The sequence below is a fragment of the Ciceribacter thiooxidans genome, from assembly GCF_014126615.1.
GTDB lineage: Bacteria > Pseudomonadota > Alphaproteobacteria > Rhizobiales > Rhizobiaceae > Allorhizobium > Allorhizobium thiooxidans.
This window is the reverse complement of the sequence record NZ_CP059897.1, coordinates 36,408-60,669: the sequence shown is the minus strand read 5'-3', so window position 1 is coordinate 60,669 and position 24,262 is coordinate 36,408. Positions and strand designations below refer to the sequence as shown.

24 protein-coding genes are annotated in these 24,262 nt (G+C 62.5%); 12 read left to right on the top strand and 12 right to left on the bottom strand.

Going from position 1 to position 24,262, the window contains the following annotated elements; genetic code table 11:
• Positions 1-7: 7 nt before the first annotated feature.
• From H4I97_RS18345 to H4I97_RS18330, 4 genes are all read right to left on the bottom strand, one after another.
• Positions 8-823 (bottom strand): carbohydrate ABC transporter permease, encoded by an 816-nt coding sequence (locus H4I97_RS18345; protein WP_182308318.1) that lies wholly within the window; start codon positions 821-823, stop codon positions 8-10.
• Positions 820-1,716, bottom strand: coding sequence for a carbohydrate ABC transporter permease (locus H4I97_RS18340; RefSeq protein ID WP_182308317.1), 897 nt, complete (start codon positions 1,714-1,716; stop codon positions 820-822). The genes H4I97_RS18345 and H4I97_RS18340 overlap by 4 nt, the downstream gene beginning before the upstream one ends.
• Before the next feature lie 101 nt (positions 1,717-1,817).
• Positions 1,818-3,086 (bottom strand): extracellular solute-binding protein, encoded by a 1,269-nt coding sequence (locus H4I97_RS18335; protein WP_182308316.1) that lies wholly within the window; start codon positions 3,084-3,086, stop codon positions 1,818-1,820.
• Between the two features lie 134 nt (positions 3,087-3,220).
• Positions 3,221-4,261, bottom strand: coding sequence for a LacI family DNA-binding transcriptional regulator (locus H4I97_RS18330; RefSeq protein ID WP_182308315.1), 1,041 nt, complete (start codon positions 4,259-4,261; stop codon positions 3,221-3,223).
• A 450-nt stretch (positions 4,262-4,711) separates the two neighbouring features.
• On the opposite strand from H4I97_RS18330, the gene H4I97_RS18325 reads away from it, so the two are divergent.
• A complete protein-coding gene (locus tag H4I97_RS18325) occupies positions 4,712-5,446 on the top strand; it encodes a class I SAM-dependent methyltransferase (RefSeq protein WP_182308314.1) in 735 nt (244 codons plus the stop codon).
• 259 nt (positions 5,447-5,705) lie between these two features.
• Here the strand turns inward: H4I97_RS18325 and H4I97_RS18320 are convergent, their stop codons facing one another.
• The 5 genes from H4I97_RS18320 to dsbD form a co-directional block, all read right to left on the bottom strand.
• The gene (locus tag H4I97_RS18320) at positions 5,706-6,326 is read right to left on the bottom strand and encodes a DsbA family protein (protein ID WP_182308313.1); all 621 of its coding nucleotides are present in this window, start codon (positions 6,324-6,326) and stop codon (positions 5,706-5,708) included.
• 1 nt (position 6,327) lies between these two features.
• Positions 6,328-7,032, bottom strand: coding sequence for a L,D-transpeptidase (locus H4I97_RS18315; RefSeq protein WP_182308312.1), 705 nt, complete (start codon positions 7,030-7,032; stop codon positions 6,328-6,330).
• Positions 7,029-7,844 carry a TlpA disulfide reductase family protein gene (locus tag H4I97_RS18310; RefSeq protein WP_182308311.1) on the bottom strand — a complete coding sequence of 272 codons (816 nt, stop codon included), beginning with the start codon at positions 7,842-7,844 and terminating at the stop codon, positions 7,029-7,031. Before H4I97_RS18310 ends, H4I97_RS18315 begins: the two co-directional genes overlap by 4 nt.
• Positions 7,841-8,242 (bottom strand): thioredoxin family protein, encoded by a 402-nt coding sequence (locus tag H4I97_RS24585; protein WP_244658859.1) that lies wholly within the window; start codon positions 8,240-8,242, stop codon positions 7,841-7,843. The genes H4I97_RS18310 and H4I97_RS24585 overlap by 4 nt, the downstream gene beginning before the upstream one ends.
• A gap of 98 nt (positions 8,243-8,340) precedes the next feature.
• Positions 8,341-9,696 carry a protein-disulfide reductase DsbD gene (dsbD, locus tag H4I97_RS18305; protein WP_244658858.1) on the bottom strand — a complete coding sequence of 452 codons (1,356 nt, stop codon included), beginning with the start codon at positions 9,694-9,696 and terminating at the stop codon, positions 8,341-8,343.
• Between the two features lie 106 nt (positions 9,697-9,802).
• Here dsbD and H4I97_RS18300 point away from each other — a divergent pair, with 106 nt between their 5' ends.
• Positions 9,803-10,462, top strand: a complete 660-nt coding sequence (locus H4I97_RS18300) for a response regulator transcription factor (protein WP_182308310.1) — start codon at positions 9,803-9,805, stop codon at positions 10,460-10,462.
• The gene (locus tag H4I97_RS18295; protein ID WP_182308309.1) at positions 10,462-11,886 is read left to right on the top strand and encodes an ATP-binding protein; all 1,425 of its coding nucleotides are present in this window, start codon (positions 10,462-10,464) and stop codon (positions 11,884-11,886) included. The genes H4I97_RS18300 and H4I97_RS18295 overlap by 1 nt, the downstream gene beginning before the upstream one ends.
• A gap of 86 nt (positions 11,887-11,972) precedes the next feature.
• Here H4I97_RS18295 and H4I97_RS18290 read toward each other — a convergent pair whose 3' ends face one another.
• From H4I97_RS18290 to H4I97_RS18280, 3 genes are all read right to left on the bottom strand, one after another.
• Complete coding sequence (locus tag H4I97_RS18290) at positions 11,973-13,349, bottom strand: aspartate aminotransferase family protein (RefSeq protein ID WP_182308308.1); 1,377 nt, start codon at positions 13,347-13,349, stop codon at positions 11,973-11,975.
• A 23-nt stretch (positions 13,350-13,372) separates the two neighbouring features.
• Positions 13,373-14,869, bottom strand: coding sequence for an NAD-dependent succinate-semialdehyde dehydrogenase (locus H4I97_RS18285; RefSeq protein WP_182308307.1), 1,497 nt, complete (start codon positions 14,867-14,869; stop codon positions 13,373-13,375).
• A 181-nt stretch (positions 14,870-15,050) separates the two neighbouring features.
• Positions 15,051-15,533 (bottom strand): Lrp/AsnC family transcriptional regulator, encoded by a 483-nt coding sequence (locus H4I97_RS18280; RefSeq protein ID WP_182308306.1) that lies wholly within the window; start codon positions 15,531-15,533, stop codon positions 15,051-15,053.
• A 107-nt stretch (positions 15,534-15,640) separates the two neighbouring features.
• On the opposite strand from H4I97_RS18280, the gene ehuR reads away from it, so the two are divergent.
• From ehuR to doeA, 9 genes are all read left to right on the top strand, one after another.
• Entirely contained in the window at positions 15,641-17,026 is a 1,386-nt protein-coding gene (ehuR, locus tag H4I97_RS18275; RefSeq protein ID WP_449250810.1) for a MocR-like ectoine utilization transcription factor EhuR, read from the top strand.
• Positions 17,027-17,149: 123 nt separating this feature from the next.
• Complete coding sequence (ehuA, locus tag H4I97_RS18270; protein WP_182308305.1) at positions 17,150-17,935, top strand: ectoine/hydroxyectoine ABC transporter ATP-binding protein EhuA; 786 nt, start codon at positions 17,150-17,152, stop codon at positions 17,933-17,935.
• A gap of 62 nt (positions 17,936-17,997) precedes the next feature.
• Positions 17,998-18,849, top strand: coding sequence for an ectoine/hydroxyectoine ABC transporter substrate-binding protein EhuB (gene ehuB / locus H4I97_RS18265; RefSeq protein WP_182308304.1), 852 nt, complete (start codon positions 17,998-18,000; stop codon positions 18,847-18,849).
• Positions 18,850-18,949: 100 nt separating this feature from the next.
• Positions 18,950-19,609: an ectoine/hydroxyectoine ABC transporter permease subunit EhuC gene (ehuC, locus tag H4I97_RS18260; RefSeq protein ID WP_182308303.1), complete on the top strand. Its 660-nt coding sequence runs from the start codon at positions 18,950-18,952 to the stop codon at positions 19,607-19,609.
• Between the two features lie 2 nt (positions 19,610-19,611).
• Entirely contained in the window at positions 19,612-20,274 is a 663-nt protein-coding gene (gene ehuD / locus H4I97_RS18255; protein ID WP_182308302.1) for an ectoine/hydroxyectoine ABC transporter permease subunit EhuD, read from the top strand.
• The gene (gene eutA / locus H4I97_RS18250; protein WP_182308301.1) at positions 20,274-21,059 is read left to right on the top strand and encodes an ectoine utilization protein EutA; all 786 of its coding nucleotides are present in this window, start codon (positions 20,274-20,276) and stop codon (positions 21,057-21,059) included. Before ehuD ends, eutA begins: the two co-directional genes overlap by 1 nt.
• The gene (gene eutB, locus H4I97_RS18245) at positions 21,056-22,060 is read left to right on the top strand and encodes a hydroxyectoine utilization dehydratase EutB (protein WP_182308300.1); all 1,005 of its coding nucleotides are present in this window, start codon (positions 21,056-21,058) and stop codon (positions 22,058-22,060) included. The genes eutA and eutB overlap by 4 nt, the downstream gene beginning before the upstream one ends.
• Complete coding sequence (gene eutC, locus H4I97_RS18240; protein WP_182308299.1) at positions 22,057-23,046, top strand: ectoine utilization protein EutC; 990 nt, start codon at positions 22,057-22,059, stop codon at positions 23,044-23,046. Before eutB ends, eutC begins: the two co-directional genes overlap by 4 nt.
• A gap of 32 nt (positions 23,047-23,078) precedes the next feature.
• Entirely contained in the window at positions 23,079-24,260 is a 1,182-nt protein-coding gene (gene doeA / locus H4I97_RS18235) for an ectoine hydrolase DoeA (RefSeq protein ID WP_182308298.1), read from the top strand.
• Positions 24,261-24,262: the final 2 nt, after the last annotated feature.

The following is a 24,262-nucleotide window of genomic DNA, read 5'->3' as shown; positions in this document are numbered from 1 at the left end:
GATATTCCTATTTCACTGAGCCCAGCATGCCCTGCACGAACTGGCGCTGCATGAGGAAGAAGATGATCAGGGTGGGAAGCGTGGCGAGGATCGTGCCGATCATGACCACGCCGTAGTCGGGGTAATAGGCCGAGGCGAGCGAGGACACGACGAGGGTGATCGTCTTGGTTTCGTTCGATTGCAGCACGATCAGCGGCCAGAGATAGCTGTTCCAGTTCGTCATGAAGACGATGACGAGGGCGGCCGCGTAAGTGGAGCGCATCACCGGCACGTAGATATAGAGAAAGATCTGCCACTCCTTGAGGCCGTCCACCTTTGCCGCGTCGCGCAGCTCCGTCGGGAAGGCCTTGGTCGACTGGCGGAAGTAGAAGATGATGAAAGCGGAGGCGACTGTCGGCAGTACGATCGCGACATGGGTGTTGATGAGGCCGGTTTTGGCCATCATCATGAAGAGCGGGATCATCAGCGCCGCAAAGGGCACCATCAGCGTCAGCAGCACAAGCGAATAGATCCGGTCGCGCGCCTTGGACTTGAACATCTCGAAGCCGTAACCGGCCAGCGACGAGACGATGATGGTGGAAAGCGTGGCGAGGACAGCCACCTTGGCCGAGTTCCAGAAGACGAGCGGCACGTCGACCAGCGTGAAGAAGTTCGTGACGTTCGTCCCGAACGCGCCACCGAAACTCGTTTTGCCGCCGATGATGTCGATCGACGTGTTGGTCGCGCTGATTACCATCCAGAAGAACGGGAAGAGCGAGAGAAAGGCGGCGACGCCGAGAAAGACGTATTGCAGCGTGGCTGCAGTGAGGCGCGAGGCGTTCATGAACGGTCCCTCGCGGCATAGAACTGCAGGAAGGAGAAGAGCGCCACCATGATGACGATGACATAGGAGATCGTCGCCGCGTAGCCGAAGCTCGGCATGAAGCGGAAGGTGAGATTGTAGATGTAGAGCGAGAGCGTCAGCGTCGCGTTTGCCGGACTGCCACGGCCCTCGGTCAAGTTGTAGACCTCGTCGAAGAGCTGGATCGTGCCGATCGTCGAGATGATCGTCGTGAAGAGGATCACCGGTTTCAGCATCGGCACGGTGATATAGACGAAGCGGGCCCAGGCCGGCACGCCGTCGATCCGAGCCGCCTCGTAAATCGACCTGTCGATGTTCTGCAGCGCCGCGAGATAGAAGATCATGTTGTAGCCCGTCCAGCGCCAGGTGATGGCGAGGATCACCAGCACCTTTGCCCAGAAGGGCTCGGTCAGCCAGCCGATCGGTGCGTCGGTCAGGTGAAGGGCCAGCAGTGCCTGGTTCACGACCCCGTCGACGGAAAACATGCTCTTGAAGAGCACGGAATAGGCAACCAGCGAGGCGACGCAGGGCAGGAAGATCGCGGTGCGGAAGAAGCCGATGAACTTCAGGCGGTCGTTGTTGAGCACGGCGGCGAGCAGCAGCGCCAGCACGATCATGATCGGCACCTGCACCACGAAGAAGGTGATCGTATTGGTGAGCGCCTGAAGGAAGACGGGATCGTTCGAAAGCCGGACCACGTTTCCGAAACCGGCAAACTTCATCATCATGCCCTTCCCGGAGAAGAAGGACAGATAAAGCGAGCGCAGGATCGGATAGACGAGAAAGATCGAGATGAGCAGGATCGACGGGGCGATGAACAGCCAGCCGTTCAGATCGTGATAGCGTTTCAATCCGCCTGCTTTTCCGGCAGCCATGGGAATACCTTCATCGCCAGGAACAAGGGCCGGAACATCCCTTCGCGAGGGAAGGGACGTTCCGGAAGGTGGGGCGGTGTCCGCCGCCCGCCGGGGAGGAATTACTGGATCTGGCCCTCGGCCTGGCTCTGGATGGCCTTCAGGACCTCGTCGACATCGGCACCACTGGCAAGATCGGGAAGGTGGGCGGTTACGGCCGTATCCACCTCGTTGGTGAAGATGCCGTAATTGACGGAGGGAACCTTCGCGAGCCAGTCGGAGAAATTCTGCCAGACCTTCTCGCCGCCGAAGAACGCATCGGCCTCGCCGTAGGCCGGGCCTGTACGGGCGGCAAGGAGCGAACCGACGGCGCCACGTTCGGTCAGGATCTTCTGGTAGAAGTCGACGTCCTTGGCATAGATCTCGTTGAGGAAGTCGATCGCTTCGTCTTTTTCTGCCGAGCTGTCGATGACATACCAGCTGGAGCCGCCGAGGTTGGAGGCATTCGAAGTGCCCTCGACATTGAGCTTCGGGATGGGAGCGACGCCCCACTTGCCGGCCTGGTCGGCCTGGGCCTTGACCGTGCCGGTGATCCAGACGCCGGTGGTGACGGTTGCGACATCGCCGGAGGTGAAGGTCGAGACCCACTCCGTCCAGCCGGCGGCGGGCTTGTGGAGATTGGCCTGCAGGATCTTCTGCTCGGTTTCGAGCGCGGCCTTCAGCGCGGCGTTGCCTTCGATTGAGAGATTGCCGTCCTTCTCGAAATACCAGCTGCCGGCCGACTGCATCAGGATACGCACGAAGCCCGCATCATTGACGTCGAGGCCGAGCATCTTCTTGCCGGTCTTCTCCTCGACAGCCTTGCCGATCTCGATGAAGCGGTCCCAGGTGAGATCCTGCATGTCCTCCGGCTTGAAGCCTGCCTGTTCGAGATAATCCTTGCGGTAATAAAGACCGGTGACGCCGGAATCAAAGGGCACGCCGTAGACCGCGCCGTCGAGCGTCATCAGCTGAACCTTGTAGGGGGCGAAGCCGGAGTAGTCGATCTTGTCCGAAAGGGCGGCAAAGGCGCCGGGAAAGGATTGCAGGTATTTCTGTGCGCCGTAATCCTCAATCAGGACGATATCCGGCAGCGCGTCGGTAGTGCCGGAGGAGAGCGCCGTCTGCAGCTTCTGCTCGACGTCGGCCTTGGCGAAGTCGACGACGTTGAAGGTGGTTTCGGGGTGCTTTGCGGTGTAGCGGGCGCCCGCTTCCTTCATGATCGCGACGTTGAAGTTCGGGTCCCAACACCAGATGGTGATCTCGCCGGCGAATGCTGCGGTCGATGCGAGAAGGCTTGCGCCGGCAAGTGCGCCGGCCGCAAAGCGAGACAGAATCGTCCTGTTGTCCATTGTTTCCTCCCAAGAAACCGATGCGGCAGGTTCCCTCTCTGCCGTCAGCGCAAGATTTACCGAAATCGGAGGTCCGTGCAAGGAAAATTTAGTAAATATTTATCTCGGCAGCGAATGGCACAAATCGCCCGGGTTCACCCTGGCTTGCGGCAGCTGTCGCGCCAGATCAGCTCGGTCGCGATGCGCACCTGCTTGCCGTAATTGCGTCCGGAAAGGCGTTCGAGCAGCAGGTCGACGGCGGTCTCGCCAATGTGCTCACTGTGGATGCGAACGGTGGTGAGCGGTGGGGTGAGGAACTGGGCGACTGGGATGTCGTTGAACGAGACGACGGCGATGTCGTTCGGAATGGAAAGTCCTGCCTCCTGGAGCGCCCGGTAGGCGCCGATCGCCATGTTGTCGTTGGAGGTTACGATGACCTCCGGCCGCTGGGCCAGTGCGAGCAGCTCGCGAGCGAGACGATAGCCGGTTTCCAGCCGCAGGCTCTGTCCGGTCGAACAGTCGGCGAGCGCAAGTAGGTCGGGCTCGAAAGTGCCGTTTTTTCTCTGCCAGTCTATATAGGCCGCACAACGCTTTTCTGCGAAGCGTTGTACACTTTCGTTGAGCTTCTCATGGCTCCCGATGAAGCCGATGCGGCGGTATCCTGCGGCCGTGAGGCCGTCCAGAACCTTCGTCGTTGCGAGTTCCACGTCGGAGAAGACGCTGTCGAGTCCATCGTCCTTCGGGTCGAAGTCGGCAAAGACGAGGTGCCGCGCATGCTGCCTCAGCCAGGCGATCTCGTTGTCGGAATGCTTGCCGATGACGATTACGCCTGATGCACTCGCCAGGAGGTCAGCCTCGGGCAGAGCATCGGAATGAAAGACCTTGACGATCTCCGTCCTGAGATCGCGGCAGCGCGTCTCGATCCCCAGTCGTACGCCGATATAGTAGGGGTCGGCAATTTCGTCGGACGGCTCGAGGAAATGCACGATGACGAGTTTGGTGAGCAGGCTTGGTGCCGTCTGGCTCGTGGTCTTGTTGCGGTTGCGCGGCGTCTCGTAGTTCAACGCCTCCGCCGTTTCGACGATCGCCTGCCGCTTGGCGGGAGAAATCGACAGGGCAGGGTCGTAATTCAGCACCCGCGACACGGTCGCGGAGGAGACGCCCACGGCCTTGGCGATTTCCTTGATCGTTACCATCCCGTCATTCCGTTCTTTTCGGGTGTTCTGTCTCTCGCCGACCCGCAGCTTTCGACATTGTTTTAGTAAATATTTATTTCGGAAAATGCAATGATGGGTTCGGGACGTTGAGCGAGTGGATCGGGAGGAGAGCTATAGCCAACGAGTAGATTCCGCTCAAGGCATTCGGGAGACGTAGTCGGTCCGCGAGACTCAACGACCGCGGCCATGCCGTTACGGGATTGGCGGTGTCGTGAGCTTGACAATCCGGTATCGCTAAAACAGAATCCCGTCATGGTCGAAGAGGATACTCATATCGTCTCCCGTTTCGCCCGCATCCCAACAGGCGGGATGCGGGGATCTCGATCGCATTGATACGACTGCGGTAACGATCCTCTGGCCTCGCCACTCGTGGACGAGGCCTTTCGCATGACCTGTGCCTCGTCCGCTTAACCATGGATGGACTATCAAATGGCACAGAATATCTACGACGATCCCAACTTCTTTTCAGGCTACAGTCAGCTCCCGCGGCAGGTTCATGGCCTTGCCGGCGCTCCCGAGTGGCCGGCACTATGCGCGATGTTTCCCGATGTGACAGACCGACGTGCCCTCGACCTTGGCTGCGGCTTCGGCTGGGTCTCCCGATGGCTGCGCGAACACGGCGCCCGCTCGGTTCTGGGTGTCGATCTTTCCCGGAATATGATTCTGCGGGCACGGGAAACGACCACCGACCCGGCAATCGACTATCGAATTGCCGACATCGAGACAATTGAGCTGCCGGTTGGAGCCTTCGATTTCGCCTTCAGTTCCCTGACCTTCCATTACATTCGGGATTTTGCCCGCCTTGCACGAATGGTCTATCGAGCGCTTATGCCGGGCAGTCATTTCGTCTTCTCGATCGAGCATCCCATCTTCATGGCCGCCGCAGATCCGCACTGGATCGTGGATGAGGATGGGCGAAAGACATGGCCGGTCAACCGCTATGCGCTGGAAGGAGAGCGCCGCACGAACTGGCTTGCGGCGGGAGTAGTGAAGCATCACCGCACCATTGCAACCACGTTGAACGCATTGATAGGCGCTGGGTTCGCCATCGAGGCGGTGAGTGAGTTCGCGCCGACAAGCGAGCAGATAAGGGAAAACCTGGGTCTTCAAGAGGAACTCGAAAGGCCGATGATGTTGCTCGTCTCGGTGAGGCGGCAGGCGTAAGTTTCGTCGGTGGGCACCCTCTCTCGTGGCGGAGCGAAGAATGCGTAGCCGCAACGACCGGCAGGTGGCGGGTCTCAGGCGGGGACGGACGGTGGCGTGAATTGAAGAGACGGTGGAGCCCGGACGAGCGCCGGGCACCTGACGCCGGACCGCTCGTGCGTTCACCTGAAATCCGTCACCTTGACCCATGAGATCTGAGTGTGACCACGCTGGGCCTCATTGCCGGTGGCCGCCTTGACAAGGTTCGCGGTCGATGAGGTCATCCAGCCTTTGCTGCCCGCGCTTCGGCGATCGCCGCCTTGAGGCCCTTTTCGTCGAGAACGCCGCCGAAGGTTGTGCGTCCGATAACGAATGAGGGCGTGCCGACGAAATTGAAGGCCAGCGCCTGGTTGTAGTTGCGGTCGAGCAGGCTGGAGATCTTGCTCGTATGCTTGTTCACCGAGGCGGCGATCTCCTTCATCGACAGGCCGGCGCCCGTCAGAACCTCGTCGACATCGTCATTCGTCAGTCTGCCGGCCGTCTTCATCAGCGCTTCCATCGCAACCTCGTATTTGCCGATCTGCGCAGCGCCCAGAACGGCCTGGGCGGCGAAAATCGACGCATCGCCGAAGACCGGCCAATCCTTCATGACCAGACGGACATTGCCGTCTTCCTTGATGACCTTCTCCACCGTGGGGTGGATCTTCTTGCAGTATGGGCATTGATAATCGAAGAATTCCACCACGGTGACGTCGCCCTTGGGATTGCCGAGCACCGGCGCGTCCGGGTCGAAGAAGACGGTTCTCTCGGTGATTTCCTGGCTGAAGGCAAAGCTGGGTGCCAGCGCCACGAAGGCGCCAGCGCCAGCGGCGGCGGTGAGCAGGTCTCTGCGGGTGATCATTTCAGATTTCTCCTATTCCTGTTTCTTCCGGGCCCAGCACCACGACCTTCGATCCTTTCGGAACGCGGCGATGCAGGTCGATGATGTCGTGGTTGAGCAGGCGGATGCAGCCGGACGAAACCGACTTGCCGATCGACCACGGCTCGTTGGTGCCGTGGATGCGGTAGAGCGTGTCTCTGCCGTCCTGATAGAGATAGAGGGCGCGCGCACCGAGAGGGTTCTTGATGCCGCCAGGCAGTCCGGCCGCCAAGGGGGCGTAGCGTTCCGGATCTCGCTTGATCATGCTCTGGGTCGGGACCCAGCCGGGCCACTGCGCCTTGCGCGCGATATCGGCCTCTCCCTTGAATTCCATGCCGGCCTTCGCGACGCCGACGCCATAACGCATCGCCTTGCCGTTCTCCATGACGAGGTAGAGGAAGCGGGCGTAAGGGTCGACGACGATGGTCCCGGGCGGATAGCCCGTCTTGTAGTCCACGACCTGACGGACGTTCTTCGGATTCATTTTCGAGACGTCGATACCAGGCACCGTCTCCTCGCCATCCTGCATGGGCGCATACATGCTGGCGATGCTTTCAGCCACCTTCGGCGTTTCGATTTTCGGGCGCACCGGATCTGTCTGCGAGCAGGCGGATATGCCTGCGGCGAGCAGCAAGAGGGCCCCGAGCCGCAACCCCGATCGTGTCAGGGTGGCATTGGCAGGTGTCATTGCAAGTTTCCTTCTCGGTCTGTCAGTCGTTCAATTTGCTGGATGAGAACCTCGCGAGAGATTTCGCCGAGATGGGAGGCCATCACCGTTCCGTCATCTGCGAGAAAGAGGGTCGCGGGCAGTCCGACCGCACTGTAATGGCGGCTGAGCGTCATCTGCGTGTCTAGAACGACCTTGCGGAGCGTCAGGCGCTGGCCCCGGAGATACCTGTCCACCTGCGCCGATTGCTCCCCCTGATTGGCAAAGAGGAAATCGGCGCCGGTCGCCCCGTCGGCAATCTCCGCCATCATTGGCAGTTCGCGCCGGCATGGCGGGCACCATGTGGCCCAAAGGTTGAGAACGATCGGCCGGCCTCCGCCGCCGATTGTGATCCGATCTCCTGTGAGGCTCTGCAAGGTGACGTCAGGGGGTGGAGCATGCGTCCGGGAGAGCGTCAGGAAGGCGGTCGCCCCCGTGATTGTGACCCCTGCAACGACACTTGCCGCCGCCCAGGTAAAGAGCCGCCGGTCCCGGATGAACAGGATGACCATCATCGTGACAACGGCCCCGGCTCCTTCGGCCCAGGAAAAGCCGCCCTGCCAAAGGGCGAAGATCCGCCATGGTTCGGAGAGGAAACCGTCCAGGTGCTGCAGCACATGCACCGCCCGCGCGCCGGCCACGCCGGAAAAGGCGGTCCATGTCGACCAGCGGGCGAGTTTGTCGTCCACGCGCCAGGCGAGAAAAGACGTCAGGCCGAGAAACGTGACCAGACCTGCAATGGCGGCGAACCGTTCGGCATCGAAGACGAGAGGACCGATGGCGACGGCATTCATGGCGCGCGTTCCATGATGTTGCCCGCCGAGGCGACGACGGCCTCTGAGGAGATTTCGCCGACGAGACGCGTCGAGGGCTTTTCACGGAGGTCGTTCGAAAGGAACAGCATTGTCGGGGGCCCGACGACCTGCAGCTCCTTCATCAGGGATCGCTTCTCGTCCGTGAGGTTCGTGAGATCGACGGCGACGAGACGGACATCCCGAAGGGCGTTCGCAACCGCGGGCGCCGGAAGGACGGATCGCTCGATCGCTCTGCAAGTGACGCACCATTCGGCCGTGAAGTAGACGAGCGCCGGCCTCGCCCGAGCATCCGCGGTTTGCGTGAGGAGCGATGACAGTTCGGTGGAAGAACCGACCTCCTGAAAGGATGCCTTGCTGATCTCGTCCGGTTTCGACAAGACGTCCGCTGGTCTTGCCGTAAAGGCTGCCAATGGATTGAGAGGGTTCGCCGAACCCGAAGCGGCGCCGACGGCAAGCAGGAGCCCGTAGAACCCGGCTAGAATCCCAGCAGCCTTCGCAAGACGGGGACCGCCCCGGCATCCGGTGGCAATTGGTCGAAGGTTCCGATGAAGACCGCGAAAGTGATGAGCAGCGCCGACCACAGCGCCAGTCCGATACCGGGCGGCAGTAGATGGTCGACGAACCAGAGTGAGGTTCCAAGAAAGATGAACCCGAAGACCTGGCGGACGCGCTCCATCCATCGCCCTGCGCGTGGCAGCAGGCCCGTGCCGAAAGTGCCCATGAGGATCAGCGGAATACCCTTTCCGATGCCCAGCGCAAAGAGAGAAGCCGCTCCGAGTGCCACGTTGCCGGTCTGGGCGATATAGAGAAGGGCGCCGGCAAGCGGTGCGGTTACACACGGGCCGATGACGAGAGCGGAAGAGAAACCGAGGGCCGCTGACGAGACGAGGGAACTCCGGCCCGTGCGCTGTTTTCCAAAGGCACTTCTTACGGAGGCCGGAAGCTGAAGTTCGAACAGTCCGAAATTCGACAATGCGAGCGCCACGAAGAGGGCGGCCAGCAGAATGGTTGCGGTCGTTGACTGGAGCGCGGCCTGAAAGTTCTGACCCGACCATGCCGCCGTCACGCCGAGGATACTGAAGGCTGCGGCAAGCGCGACGACATAGCTCGACGACAGTGCAAATCCCCGGCCGGCCGAGAGCCTCTCACCCTCGCGCGCGAGCGTGGCGGCGAGGATCGGATACATCGGAAAGACGCACGGGGTGAAGGCGAGGAGGACTCCGAAACCGAGGAACCCGGCCAGAAGCAGAAGAGTGCCGCCCCGATCGAGGAGGGCTCCGACCATGCCGCCGGACGGGGCGTCAGCCACGCGGATACCCGTCCCGGTCGACGGGAATGACGCAACATCGGGAACCGATTGAAAAACGGCCTTCGTCTGTGGTGCAGAGATTGCCAATTCTCGACCCGGTTTGCTGGTCGAGGCTGAGAGCGGAAGCGCCGACGGGTCCAGCTCGACGGTGGTCGGAGGATAGCAGAGACCACCGTCCTGGCAGCCCTGATAGGTCACCTTCAACGTGCCGGCGGGAGGCTCGACGACGGTTGCATTGACGTTTCCGTAATAGACCTCGGTGCTTCCGAAGCCCGGATCATCCTTGATAACGCCCGACGGCGTTTCCACCTGAGGCGACGGGCCGTCGGCAATCACAGTCAGGTATTCGCGATAGAGATAATAGCCGTCTTCGATCTGCCAGTTGAGTACGACGTCGCCACGATCGCGATGGGCGCTAAGCCGGAAGGCCCGCTCCATGGGCAGGGGCGCCCCCACGGGACTTGCGAGCGCCGCGGTGGCGAACGCAAGGATGAGACATGAAACCGACAGAAGAACGCGCAAACTCTCTGCTCCGTTGCTGATGTGCGCAGGCGGTCTCCCCCGCCAACCTTAAGGCAGCCTTAAGGTCGGTGGTGCACGGAGGCCGGAGAACGAGAACGAGGATCGAATGCGCCTGCTGGTCGTTGAAGACGACGAAATCCTGCTGGACGGGCTCAAGGTGGGCCTGCAATTGTGCGGCTTCACCGTCGATGCCGTGACGACAGCTGCCGACGCGGAGGCCGCCGTCGCCGCCGACACATTTGATGCGGTGATCCTCGACCAGATGCTTCCCGACGGTTCAGGGCTGGATGTCCTTTCAACGATGCGTGCCGCGAAGGATCGCACGCCCGTCCTTCTCCTGACTGCAAAGGACGAGGTGAGGGATCGGATCGCCGGATTGGACGCGGGCGCTGATGACTATCTCGGCAAGCCGTTCGATCTCGACGAGGTGGCGGCAAGGCTGCGGGCCATCGTTCGCCGCGGCCAGGGGAGAGCAGAGAGCACTCTTAGCTGGAACGGAGTGGCGCTCGATCCCGCACGAATGATCGCCACAAGGGAGGGCGCGACCGTCTCGCTCTCCCGACGGGAGTTCGTCATCCTTCAGGCGCTCATGGAGGCGCCGGGTGTGATCCAGTCGAAGTCCCTGCTGGAGCAGAAACTCTATGGCTGGCAGGAAGAGGTGGAGAGCAACACGATTGAGGTTCACGTGCACAAGCTGCGATCCAAATTGGGCGCGGACTTCATCGAAACCGTCCGGGGTGCCGGGTATCGACTGAGGGCGATCTGATGAACTCGATGCGGATCCGGCTTTTCACTATATTGCTTGCGACCACCAGTGCCGTCTGGCTCTTTGCCGCGGTCTGGATCTATGCCAGTACCCAGGCCGAGGTCGAGCGAGTACTGGACGCCCGGCTGATGGAGGCGGCCCGGATGGTGAGTTCGCTCATCTCCGACCACAGGGTCGATGCCGCCGCGGCTGTGGGTGTTGCCACGGACAAGCCACTTCCGGCGCCGTTCGAAAAGGCGAGTGGCAATTATAGCCGCCAACTCTCCTGCCAGATCTGGTCGCTGGAGGGCAGTCTCGTCAGCCGATCCGAAAGTGCCCCCGAGACCTCGTTGGCCGACCACACCAGCGGCTTCAAGGAGACCGAAATCGACGGACAGCGTTGGCGCGTGTACGCGGTGGTGAACCCGGCACTCGGCGTGCGCGTGCTTGTCGGCGACAGTCTGGAGATCCGCGAACGCCTGATCGGCGACGTCATGAAGGGGCTCCTCTTGCCGGGGATTATCATACTGCCCGTTCTGGCGCTGCTGATCTGGCTGAGTGTCGGTCGCGGCCTGGCGCCGCTCACGCGCATTGCCGTAGGTTTGTCCGGGCGATCGGCGACCGAACTGCATCCGATCGACGACAGGGCCGCCCCGGGCGAGATCCGGCCCGTCCTCCATGCGCTGAACAGTCTGTTCGGGCGGGTCGCTGAGGCGCGCGAGCGGGAGCGGAGCTTCACGGCTTATGCCGCGCACGAGCTGAAGACGCCGCTTGCCGGATTGAAGACCCAGGCCCAGATCGCCCTGCGTACAGACGATCCGAAGGTCCAACGCGATGCGCTTTCCCGGATATCGACGAGCGTCGACCGCACCAGCCGAATGGTCCGCCAGCTCATCGATCTCGCCGCGGTCGACTCCGCGGTGTCGGCGCCTGTGGACGATGCCGTCGATCTTCATTCGCTGCTCAGCGAGATTGCCTCGGACCTCGAGCCTCTCCTGACTGCAGGCGAGGTTCGTGTCGCCCGCGCGTGGGGCGAGCACGATCCTACGGCAGTGATGGTAAAGGCGGATCGCACATTGGTGCAGCTGGCGCTCCGCAACGTTATGGAGAATGCAATCCAGCATTCACCGCGCGGGAGCGAAGTCAGCTGCAAGGTTTTTCGGAGCGGAGACGACGCCGTCGTCGTAATCACGGACCAGGGTCACGGAATCTCCGCCGCGGAGGAGGCACGTGTGACGGAACGCTTCTTCAGGGGCGCGCATCCCGCGGGCCATGGTAGCGGTCTCGGGCTCTCGATCGTCCGGATGGCACTTGACCGCCTGGGCGGCGACATGGCGTTCGAGAAGACGGCTGAGGGATTCGTGGTCAGGATGCGCTTCCCGCATGATCGGCCGGTGCCCGATGCTGGTCCCGGTCGGCAGGCAGCCGCCGGCGAGAATTTGTAGTTGCCCGCCGCGGGCGGAGGCATCGCGACGGGCTTCGAAAAGGAGATGGGGCCCGGACGAACGCCGGGCACCACGACACCATATGGTTAGCGGCCAAGCACGCTGCCGATCGCGTCCGCCGTCGCCTTCACGACGGTATCGGCTTCCTCGCGTGTCAGGCAGAGCGGCGGGGCGAAGCCGAGAATGTCGCCTTCCGGCATGGCGCGGCCGATGACGCCGCGTTCGAGGAGCGCTGCCGCGATCTGCGGGCCGACCTTCGCTGCCGGGTCGAAGAACTTGCGGTCGTCGCGGTCCTCGACGAATTCCACGGCAGCCATCAGGCCGTCGCCGCGGACTTCCCCGACGTTGCGGTGGTCGCCGACGGCCTTCTGCAATTCGGCACGGAAATAGGCGCCGGTCGAACCGGCATTTTCCACAAGGTCGAGCTCATCGATGAGCTCGAGATTGGCAACGCCGGCCGCGGCGCAGATCGGATGCGCCGAATAGGTCCAGCCGTGGCCGATCGGCCCCAGCTCGTCCGATCCCTTCACCAGCACCTGCCAGACCTTGTCCGACACGATCGTGCCCGATAGCGGCGCGTAGGCCGAGGTCAGGCCCTTGGCAATGGTGATGAGGTCGGGCGTGATGCCGTAATGATCCGAGCCGAACATGGTGCCGAGGCGACCGAAGCCGGTGACGACCTCGTCGGCGACGAGCAGGATGTCGTATTTGCGAAGGACCGCCTGGATCTTCTCCCAGTAGCCCTTGGGCGGCGGCACGATGCCACCGGTGCCGAGGATCGGCTCACCGATGAAGGCGGCGATCGTGTCGGGTCCTTCCGCGAGGATCATCTCTTCCAGCTTGTCGGCGCAGTATTGCGCAAATTGCTCTTCGCTCATCGAACGATCAGGGCGGCGGAAGTAATAGGGTGCCTCCGTGTGCAGGACTGGCGCGCGCGGCAGGTCGAAGGCGTTGTGGAATAGCCGGAGCCCGGTCAGCGAGCCGGTCATTACGCCCGAACCGTGATAGCCGCGCCAGCGCGAGATGATCTTCTTCTTCTCCGGGCGGCCGAGGATATTGTTGTAGTACCAGATTAGCTTGATGTTGGTTTCGTTGGCGTCCGAGCCGGAAAGCCCGAAATACACGCGGCTCATGCCCTCCGGCGCCCGGTCGATGATCATCTTGGCAAGGCGGATCGATGCCTCCGTGCCGTGTCCGACATAGGCGTGATAATAGGCGAGGTTCTTCGCCTGCTCGGCGATGGCATCGGTGATCTTTTCGCGTCCGTAGCCGACATTGACGCAGTATAGGCCGGCGAAGGCATCGAGGCTCCGCTTGCCGGTCGTGTCGGTGATGTAGACGCCGTCTCCGCCGCCGATGACGCGGGTCGGGGTTTCACCGCGCGCGTGCATCCCCATGTGGGTGGAGGGGTGGAAGAAGTGATCACGGTCCCAGGCGGTGAGTTCGTTGCTTCGTTCGAGCATGGTCTTTCCTTTCGTAGTCCGGTTCAAGCGGCGGTGTCGATGCAGAGGTATTTGAGCTCGGTGAAGGCCTCCATGCCGTGGCGCGATCCCTCGCGTCCAAGGCCCGACTGTTTCCAGCCTCCGAAGGGGATTGGTCCCCCGGTAATCTTCACACGGTTGATTGCCACCATTCCGTATTCGAGCGCGCGGGCAAGCCGCATCTGGCGCGCTCCGTTTTCGGTGACGACGTAGGCGACGAGGCCGTATTCGGTGTTGTTGGCGCGGGCGATGACCTCGTCCTCGGTATCGAAGGCGGTGACGGCGGCCACGGGGCCGAACGTCTCCTCCCACATTACGAGGGCATCGTCGGGCACATCGGTCAGCAGCGTCGGCTGGAAGAAGAGCGGCCCCGCGGGATGGCGCTTGCCGCCGACGACAAGCTTCGCCCCTCTTTTCAACGCGTCGGCTACGTGTTCTTCGACCTTGGCGATCGCGCGCTCATGCATCAGTGGTCCGATATCGGTATCTGGCTCCAGGCCCGAACCCGTCTTGAGGCGCGCGATCCGCGCGGCGAAGGCCTCCTCGAAAGCCTTGAGAACGGGGTGCTCGACATAGATGCGGTTGGCGGCGAGGCAGTCTTGCCCCGAGGTCGCAAACTTGGCGGCAATCGCGATGTCGGCCGCCTTTTCCACATCGGCGTCGGCGAAGACGATCAGCGGGGCGTGCCCGCCAAGTTCCATGACGAGGCGTTTCATGGTCGGTGCGCACTGGCCTGCAATCAGCCTGCCGATCTCGGTCGACCCCGTGAAGCTCATGGCGCGGATGCGGGCATCGCGGCTCATGTGCCCGACGATCGTCGCGGCATCGCCGGTGAGAACGTTGAAGACGCCGGCCGGAAGACCCGCCCGTTCACCGAGTTGTGCCAGGGCGAGTGCGGAAAGCGGTGTTTCGGAGGACGGGTGCGCGACGACGGTATTGCCCGCAGCAAGCGCTGCGGCCGCCTTGCGGGTGATCATCGCGGACGGGAAGTTCCACGGAGTGACGATCCCGACGACGCCGAGTGCCTCCCTACGGACGAACATTTCGGCTCCGGGGAGATGGCTCGTCACGCTTTCGGCGTTGAGCCGCTTACCCTCCTCGCCATACCATTCGAGGAAGGACGCGGCATAGTCGATCTCACCGCGCGATTCAGCGAGTGGCTTGCCCTGCTCGAGCGTCATCAGCAGGGCGAGATCGTCCTTGGCGGCATGCATCAGGTCGTGCCACCGACGAAGGATCGCGGCGCGTGCCTGTGGGAGCATGTCACGCCAGGACTTGAAAGCCTGTTCTGCAGCGTCGACGGCCTCTGATACCTGGGCGCCGTCGAGTGCCGCGACGAAGGCGAGAGTCGCACCGGTCGAAGGATCGCGGACTTCCCGCGTCCTCCCGGCTTCGCCGGCGACCCAGCGTCCACCGATATAGGCGAGTTCCCGCAGCAATTGCGGGTCGCTCAGGTGTTTAAGAGCGTCGTGAAAGGCTGTGCGCGCAAAGACGGCGGTCATCTCGTATCTCCTCGACTTGGTGCGGGAAGATTGCCACGCTTGGCGCGAGAGATTGTCCAATCAGCTGTGCGTGGAGAGAGACTTTGACCAAAGTTGCCCGGATCGTAAGAGAGATTGTCTCGGCATGAGAGCGCCCGACACGGCTGACACGGTGCCGGTGCTGTGGGTGGCCCGGTCGATCTTACCCGGCTTGCGGCAACAGCGTGGCGAGCGGCAGGATGGTCTCGTCTTTCACGGTCTTCGTGACGATGTAGGTGAAATAGCGGTCGATGCCGAGCTCGCGCGCCAGCAGTTCGTCGACCAGTCGCTGGTAGGCGTCGATATCGCGGGTCATGAACTTCAGGATGTAGTCGACACCGCCGCCGACCGACCAGCAGGCGACGATTTCGGGGATTGTCGCGACCACGCGCTCGAAGCGGTCGAAATCCGCCTGGCGGTGATTTGCGAGCGTGACCTCCATCATGACGTTGGTGACGGGCGCAACCTGACGCACGGCAACGCGTGCATGATAGCCGGTCACGATACCGGCTTTTTCGAGTTTCCGAAGCCGCATCCAGCAGGGTGTCGGTGACAGCCCGACGCGTTCGGCGAGCGCCAGCTTGGTGATCCGGCCGTCGGCCTGGATCGCCTCAAGGATGCGCAGATCGATCGCGTCGAGTTTCATTCGGGAGTGCCTTCTATCGAGCTTCGGTCGCGTCAAAGTCAGGGAAAAGACATTGGGTGTTCACTTTTGCGTTGTCAATTGAGCTGATTTTGATCACTGTCGAAATCATGACAAATTGGATGCCCGACACAACACTTCTGCGCCGCCCTGCCTATCTCTCCCTGGCCGATCAGTTTGCCCGCGCGATCCAGGAAGGGAAGCTCCAGAACGGTGCGCGACTTCCGACCCATCGAAAGCTTGCAGACGACCTGAAGTTGTCGGTGCAGACGGTGAGCCGAGCCTATGACGAACTCATTCGACGCGGGCTGATCTCCGGGGAAATCGGCCGCGGGAGCTTCGTGCAGACCCGCCCGTCCGAACCCGAGCCGCCATACCTGCCGGAGCGGTTGGGCGAACTGATCGATCTTTCGATCCTCAAACCGGTCTGCGAGCAGATCCATCTCGAAAAGATGCGGCAGGGTTTTGCCTGGCTCGCCGAGAACCTGCCGGCGAGCTCAGCCCTTTCCTTCCGGCCGAACATGGTGTTCCCCCGCCATCGCAACGTCGCAGCACAATGGCTGTCACAGTGTGGGCTCGACGTGTCGCCGCTCAATATCAGCCTTACCAACGGTGCTACATCCGCCATGACGGTGGCGCTGATGAGCGTGGCGCCGCCCGGTTCGACGGTTGCCACTGAGGCGATCAGCCACCATACGCTCGTGCCGCTCTCGAGCTATCTTGGCATCCACCTCCAGGGCTTGCCGATCGATGAAGACGGCATGATTCCAGAAGCGCTTGACGAGGCTTGTCGCAAAGGCGTCATTCGCGCGATCTTCCTGCAGCCCTCAGTCATAAACCCGACGGCGACGTTGATGAGCGTCGAGCGCCGAGCGGCGCTTGCCGAGGTCGCGCGACGACACGACCTCGCCATCATCGAAAACGACATCCTCGGGCCGCTCGTGGATGAAGGTTTGCCGCCGGTTGCGGCACTTGCGCCGGAACGAACCCTTTATGTGACCAGCTTCACGAAGATCACGGTGCCCGGCTTGCGGATCGGCTATCTGGCGGCGCCGGATCGCTACGTGGCCGCCGTTGCCAACCGCCACCTAGTGTCAAACTGGATGGCGACTCCGTCGATCGCCGAGATCGCAACACGCTGGGTGAGCGACGGCACGGCGACTGAGCTCGTGAACTGGCAGCGCCGGGCGCTGGCCACGCGCCACGCAATTGCCGAGGAGACGCTGGGCAGGCTTCCCCACCGCAGCCATCCGCAGGGCCTGCATGTCTGGCTGCCTCTGCCCGAGGGCCATCTGGAGGACGCATTCGTTTCCCAGGCGAGACTTCGCGGCGTCGCAATTGCTCCCGGTGCGTCATTCCGGACGGCCGACAGCGGCTGGCACCCCGCTGTCCGGATATCGCTCGGCTCGACGACGGAGCAGGAACTGAGGACGGGGCTGGGCATTATCGCTTCGCTGGCGCTCGGTGATCCGGAAGCGCTGCTGCTCGCGATCTGACTTGGGCGCCCATGATTTGGGCGTTCTCACAATAATTGTCATGATATTATTATTATAATTGACATGATTTGAGAGGCGCATCATCGTTAGGTCATCATCTGTCTCAAAGGGAGAGAGACACGAATGCCCGAGCCGATTATCCGCATCGACAATATCGTGAAGAGGTACGGTCATCTGACGGTGCTGGATGGGCTCTCGATGGAGGTCATGCCCGGTGAAAAGCTCGCGCTGATCGGCCCCTCCGGCTCTGGCAAGACGACGATCCTGCGCATCCTGATGACGCTCGAGAGCATCAGCGGCGGCTTCATCCAGGTCGAAGGCGAGCAGCTCTATCACATGACGAAGGGAGATGGCCTCGTTCCCGCCGATGAGCGCCACCTGCACAAGATGCGCGAAAAGACCGGCATGGTCTTTCAGCACTTCAATCTCTTTCCCCACAAATGTGTGCTCGACAACGTGACGCTCGCGCCGATGCTGACGAAGGGCGTTCCGCGGGCCGACGCCGAAAAGCGGGCGATGGAGCTGCTCGACATGGTTGGGCTTGCCGACAAGGCGAAGAACATGCCGGCGCAACTGTCCGGCGGGCAGAAGCAGCGCGTTGCGATCGCGCGCGCACTGGCGCTTTCCCCGAAGATCATGCTGTTCGACGAGGTGACCTCCGCGCTCGACCCTGAGCTCGTCGAGGAGGTGCTGAACGTCATGCGCAAGCTGGCGGATGAGACGGACATGACCATGCTGCTCGTGACCCACGAGATGGGGTTCGCCCACGACTTTGCCGATCGGGTGCTCTTCTTCGACCGCGGCAAGATCGTCGAGGAAGGAAAGCCCGAGGACATCTTCCGGCACCCGACCCAGGAGCGCACCCAGGCCTTCCTGCACAAGATCATCGCGGCCGGGCATCGCGTCTGAGCATCTACTCAGTGCGTGCCTCACGCATGACCACCAAGACAACAACAGAGGAGACGGGAACAATGAAACTGAGAGACTGGATTTCTGTCGCGGCAGGTGCGACCGCCTTGATCGCAATGGCGGCTGCAACGCCCGCCACTGCGGACGACAACAAGCTGGAGGAGTTGAAGGCGCAGGGCTTCGCGCGCATTGCCATCGCCAACGAGCCGCCGTTCACGGCCGTCGGTGCCGACGGCAAGGTTTCGGGGGCTGCGCCGGACGTCGCCCGCGAGGTCTTCAAGCGCCTCGGCGTTGCAGACGTCGTTGCGTCGATTTCGGAATATGGCGCAATGATCCCGGGCCTTCAGGCCGGGCGTCACGATGCCATCACCGCCGGGCTTTTCATGAAGCCGGAGCGTTGCTCGGCCGTTGCCTATTCCGAACCGATCCTTTGCGACGCGGAAGCCTTTGCCCTGAAGAAGGGTAATCCGCTTGGCCTGAAGAGCTACAAGGATATCGCTGACAATCCCGATGCGAAGATCGGTGCGCCGGGCGGCGGCACTGAGGAAAAACTGGCGCTCGAAGCCGGCGTGCCGCGCGACCGTGTCATCGTCGTGCCGGATGGGCAGAGCGGCTTGAAAATGCTTCAGGACGGTCGCATCGACGTCTATTCGCTGCCTGTCCTCTCGATCCACAGCCTGATCGAGAAGGCGAATGACCCGAACCTTGAGGTCGTGGCGCCGGTCGAGGGTGCCCCGGTCTACTGTGACGGTGCAGCCTTCAGGAAGGGTGACGAGGCCCTGCGCGACGCCTTCGACGTCGAGCTTGCCAAGATGAAGAAATCGGGTGAGTTCGCGAAGATCATCGAACCCTACGGCTTCTCGGCAAAGGCGGCGATGTCGACATCGCGCGAGAAGCTCTGCGCAGCCAAGTAGTCGGCGTTCTCAGCATCGGCAGCCTTCTCTCCGCCGCGGCGGAGGGGAGGCGCCCGGTGCCGCCGATGCCAAAACCGAATTCGACGGGAACGTTTGAACAATGATCGACTGGTCCGGTTACATCGGATTGATCCTCGAGGGCGCATGGGTAACGGTGCAATTGACCCTCATGGGTTCGGCGCTCGCGCTGGTGGCGGCCTTTGCAGCCGGGCTCGGACGGCTCAGCCGGTTCATGGCGGTGCGTATGCTCGCCACGACCTACATCGAGTTCTTTCGCGGCACCTCCATCTTCGTCCAGCTCTTCTGGGCCTATTTCGTGCTTCCGTTTGCCGGCATCACGCTGACGCCGCTACAGGCTGGCGTGCTGGCGCTCGGGCTCAACGTCGGCGCCTACGGGGCCGAGGTCGTGCGCGGCGCGGTCAAGGCGATCGGACGCGAGCAGCGGGAGGCGTGCATTGCGCTTAATCTCACCCGCGGCCAGGCGATGCGGCACGTGATCCTGCCGCAGGCCTTGCCGCTGATGCTGCCGACCTTTTGCAACAATGCGATCGAACTCCTGAAGGGAACGGCCGTCGTCTCGCTGATCTCGCTCACCGACATGACGTTCCAGGCCCAGGTGGTCAGGGCGCAGACCGGCAGCACGCTGATTCCGTTCGCGACCATCCTGGTGCTCTACTTCATCATGGCTTCGGTCATCTCGTCCGGCATGCGCTGGCTCGAGCGGCGCGCCACCCGCGGTCTCGATGGTGTGAGGGCCTGACCATGGAATGGGATTGGGAATTCGTCCGCCAGATCATGCCGACGCTCCTCGAGGGCGCGAAGATCACCGTCCTTGCGACCGTTCTCGGCGCGGCCGTCGCTGCGGTGCTCGGGCTCCTTTTCGCGGTGCTGCGGATGGCCGCTCCGGCGCCGATTGCGCGCACGACCAGTTTTGCTGTCGAGTTCATTCGCGGCACGCCGCTGCTGGTGCAGCTCTATTTCATCTTCTACGTCCTTCCGGACATCGGCATCCGCCTGCCGGCGTTGCTTGCCGGCGTCATCGGCCTTGGGATTCACTACGGCACATACGCCGCGGAGGTCTATCGAGCGGGGATCGAAAACGTTCCGCGCGGCCAGTGGGAGGCGGCCAAGGCGACGAACCTGACGGAGCGTCAGACCTGGATCCACGTAATCCTGCCGCAGGCGATACCGCCGATGATCCCGGCGCTCGCAAATTACCTGATCGCCATGTTCAAGGAGACGCCGCTCCTTTCCGCAATCACGGTGCTGGAGCTCATGAACCAGGCCAAGAGCATCGCCAACAGCAACTATCGTTACATCGAACCGATGACCTTGGTCGGCGTGTTCTTCTTGATCATAAGCCTGATCTCCGTCGTCTTCCTCCGCTCTCTAGAAGAGCGCTACGCACGGGTGGAGGAACGATGATGACGAACCCGGTTCCGATTTCGCTTGCCACGCGCGCGCCCCGGCTTGATACGCGACCGCTCGACAAGCGCGTCGGCCTCATCATCCTGGCGACGGATCACACGACGGAAGTGGATTTCCAGCGTCTCGTCGCATCCGACCGCATCGGCGTCTACGTTGCCCGCATACCCTACGCCAATCCGGTGACGCCGGAGAACCTGAGGGCGATGCAACCCTCGCTAACGGCGGCGGCCGCTCTGATCCTCCCCGACGAGACGCTCGATGTCGTGATGTATTCCTGCACCTCGGCTTCCGTGGTGATCGGTGACGCCGAAATTGCTACGGCCTTCAATGCCGCCAAGCCCGACACTCCCGTGGTTACCCCGACGGCTGCGGCGGTGCGGGGGCTGAAGGCGCTCGGTGCCAGACGGATATCGGTGCTGACGCCCTATACGATCGAGACGAGCCGGCCGATGGCGGACTATTTCTCCGCGCTCGGCTTCGAGATCGACCGCTTCACCTGTCTCGGGCTCACCGACGACCGGGAGATGGCACGTATCGCGCCGTCGGAAATCGTTGCTTTCGCGAAGGAGGCGATGGCGCCGGAGTCGGACGCACTCTTCATTTCGTGCACGGCTGTTCGTGCAGCCGGCGTGATCGCCGAAATCGAGGCTGCGATCGGCAAGCCTGTCGTCAGCAGCAACTATGCAACCGCCTGGGCGTGCCTTCGTCTCAGCGGCGACAACGAGGCTCGCCCTCAACTCGGTCGGCTGATGGCGTTGCCGCTCGACGGAGCCTGGACATGACTGCCGCGCTTCCCGTGGGCATTGAGGAAATCGAGGTTGCCGCCCGGCGCATTGCCGGCCGCGTGCTTCGCACACCGCTCGTCTTCTCGTCGGCGCTCAGCGAGCGCTGCGGCGTGCCGGTCGGTCTGAAGCTTGAGCATCACCAAACGACCGGCAGCTTCAAACTTCGCGGTGCGAGCAACGCGGTGCTTTCGCTGTCACATGATGAGCGGGCACGCGGTGTGGTCGCCGCCTCGACCGGCAATCACGGCAGGGCGCTTGCGCACGCCGCGAAGGCGGAAGGGTCGATTGCGACGATCTACATGTCGCACCTCGTTCCCGAGAACAAGGTCTCCGAAATCCGCCGGCTCGGCGCAGATGTCAGGATCGTCGGAAAATCTCAGGACGAGGCCCAGGAGGAGGTCGAGCGGCTCGTCGCTGAAAGAGGTCTCGTCATGGTTCCGCCCTTCGACCACCCGGCCGTAGTGGCAGGACAGGGGACGCTCGGACTTGAGATCGTGGAGCAGATGCCGGACGTGGCGACCGTGCTCGTGCCGCTCTCAGGGGGTGGCCTCGCTGCCGGCGTTGCGGCCGCGGTCAAGGCCCGCAAACCGACGGCGCGGGTGATCGGGATCACCATGGACCGTGGTGCTGCGATGAAGGCGAGCCTCGAGGCCGGAAAGCCGGTTCTCGTCGAGGAATATCCAAGTCTCGCGGACTCGCTCGGTGGCGGCATCGGGCTCGACAATCACGTGACCTTTCGCATGTGCCGCGAACTGCTCGACGAGGTCGTCCTGCTGACCGAGGCGGAAATCGCCGCTGGCATGCGGCATGCCTATGCGCAGGAACGTGAAGTCGTCGAAGGCGCGGGCGCCGTGGGCATTGCGGCAATTCTCGCCGGACAGATCGAAATCGACGGACCGATCGCGGTCATCATCTCCGGTCGCAATATCGATATGGGCCTGCATCAGCGGGTGATGAACGGTGAAGACGATCCGTTCCGCAAGGAGGCCGCGGCGTGACACGCATGATAATCCTGACGGAGGCGGAGTTGCGGAGGATCGTGCCGCTCGACCGCGAAGCTGTCGCCTGTGTCGAAAATGCCTTCCACGCACTTGCAACGAAGGCGGTGGCGATGCCGCCGATCCTGCGTCTGGACATTCCCGAGCATCGCGGCGAGGTCGACGTGAAGACCGCCTATGTGCCCGGCCTCGACAGTTTCGCGATCAAGATCAGCCCCGGCTTCTTCGACAATCCGAAGCTCGGCCTGCCGAGTACCAACGGAATGATGGTGCTGTTGTCGAGCCGTACCGGTCTCGTCGAGGCACTGCTGCTCGACAACGGCTATCTGACCGACGTGCGAACGGCGGCCGCAGGAGCGGTCGCGGCAAGGCATCTCGCCCGCGAGGACGCCGCCGTGGCGACGATCTTCGGTGCCGGCATGCAGGCCGGACTGCAGCTCGAAGCTCTGACCCTCGTTCGCCCGATCCGCGAGGCGCGTCTCTGGGCGCGTGATAAAGGTAAGGCGGAAGCCACTGCTCGCGTGCTCGCCGACAGGCTCGCGATCCCGGTGCAGGCCGAGAGCGATCCTGAAGCGGCAGTCGACAGTGCCGACATCATCGTCACCACGACCCCGTCGGACGTCCCGGTTCTGAGAGCAGAATGGCTGCAGCCGGGGCAACACGTCACGGCCATGGGCTCGGATGCGGAACACAAGAATGAACTGGATCCGCGGGCGATCACACGGGCTCTCTATGTTGCCGACAGCCTGAAACAGACCCGACGACTCGGCGAGTTGCATCATTCCATTGCAGCAAGCCTCGTGGCGCCCGAGGCGGAATTTGCCGAGCTCGGACAGGTGATCGCAGGTCTCAGGCCCGGGCGAACGAGGGCAGACGACATCACAATCGCCGACCTGACGGGGACCGGCATCCAGGACACCGCCATTGCCACGCTCGCCTTTGCGCGCGCGCGCGCCGCAGGTGCGGGAACGACTTTCGAAAGCTGAACAACGGCACTGCCGGACAAGAGGGACGAGACATGACCCAAGCGAGACTGAAATTTTCCCTTGCAGAATACGAGGCGCGGCTGCGCAAGACGCGTGAGGCCATGGAAGCGAAGGGCGTCGACTTGCTGATCGTCAGCGATCCGTCCAACATGGCGTGGCTGACGGGTTATGACGGCTGGTCCTTCTACGTCCATCAGGCCGTGATCGTGCCGCCGTCCGGCGAGCCGATCTGGTTCGGCCGAGGGCAGGATGCCAACGGGGCCAAGCTGACGGCCTATCTCAAGCACGACAACATCATCGGCTATCCGGATCATTACGTGCAGTCGACCGAACGGCACCCGATGGATTATCTCTCCGGAATTCTTTCCGATCGGGGCTTCGGCGCGCTCAGGATCGGCGTCGAGATGGACAATTACTGGTTCTCGGCTGCCGCCTTCGCCTCGCTGCAGAAACATCTGCCGAATGCGCGCTTTGTCGACGCGACAGCGCTCGTCAACTGGCAGCGCGCCGTCAAGAGCGAGACGGAGATCAAATACATGCGCAATGCGGCCCGCATCGTGGAGGCCATGCACCAGCGTATCTTCGACAAGATCGAAGTCGGCATGCGCAAATGCGATCTCGTCGCCGAAATCTACGACGCGGGCACACGCGGCGTCGACGGCATCGGCGGCGACTATCCGGCGATCGTTCCGCTTCTGCCTTCCGGCGTGGAGGCGTCCGCTCCACACCTGACCTGGGACGACCGGCCGATGAAGCGCGGGGAGGGCACCTTCTTCGAGGTCGCGGGCTGCTACAATCGCTACCATGTGCCGCTGTCGCGCACGGTCTTCCTCGGCAAGCCCACCCAGGCCTTCCTCGACGCCGAAAAGGCGACGCTCGAAGGCATGGAGGCGGGGCTTGCCGTCGCCAGGCCCGGCAATACCTGCGAGGATATCGCCAATGCCTTCTTCGCCGTCCTCAAGAAGTACGGCATCGTGAAGCACAACCGCACCGGCTATCCGATCGGGCTCTCCTATCCGCCGGACTGGGGCGAGCGCACGATGAGCCTTCGTCCCGGCGACAGGACCGAACTGAGGCCCGGCATGACCTTCCATTTCATGACGGGTCTGTGGCTCGAGGACATGGGCTTCGAGACGACCGAGAGCATCCTGATCACCGAAAGCGGGGTCGAATGCTTCGCCTCGGTGCCGCGCAAGCTAATGGTCAAGGACTGAGT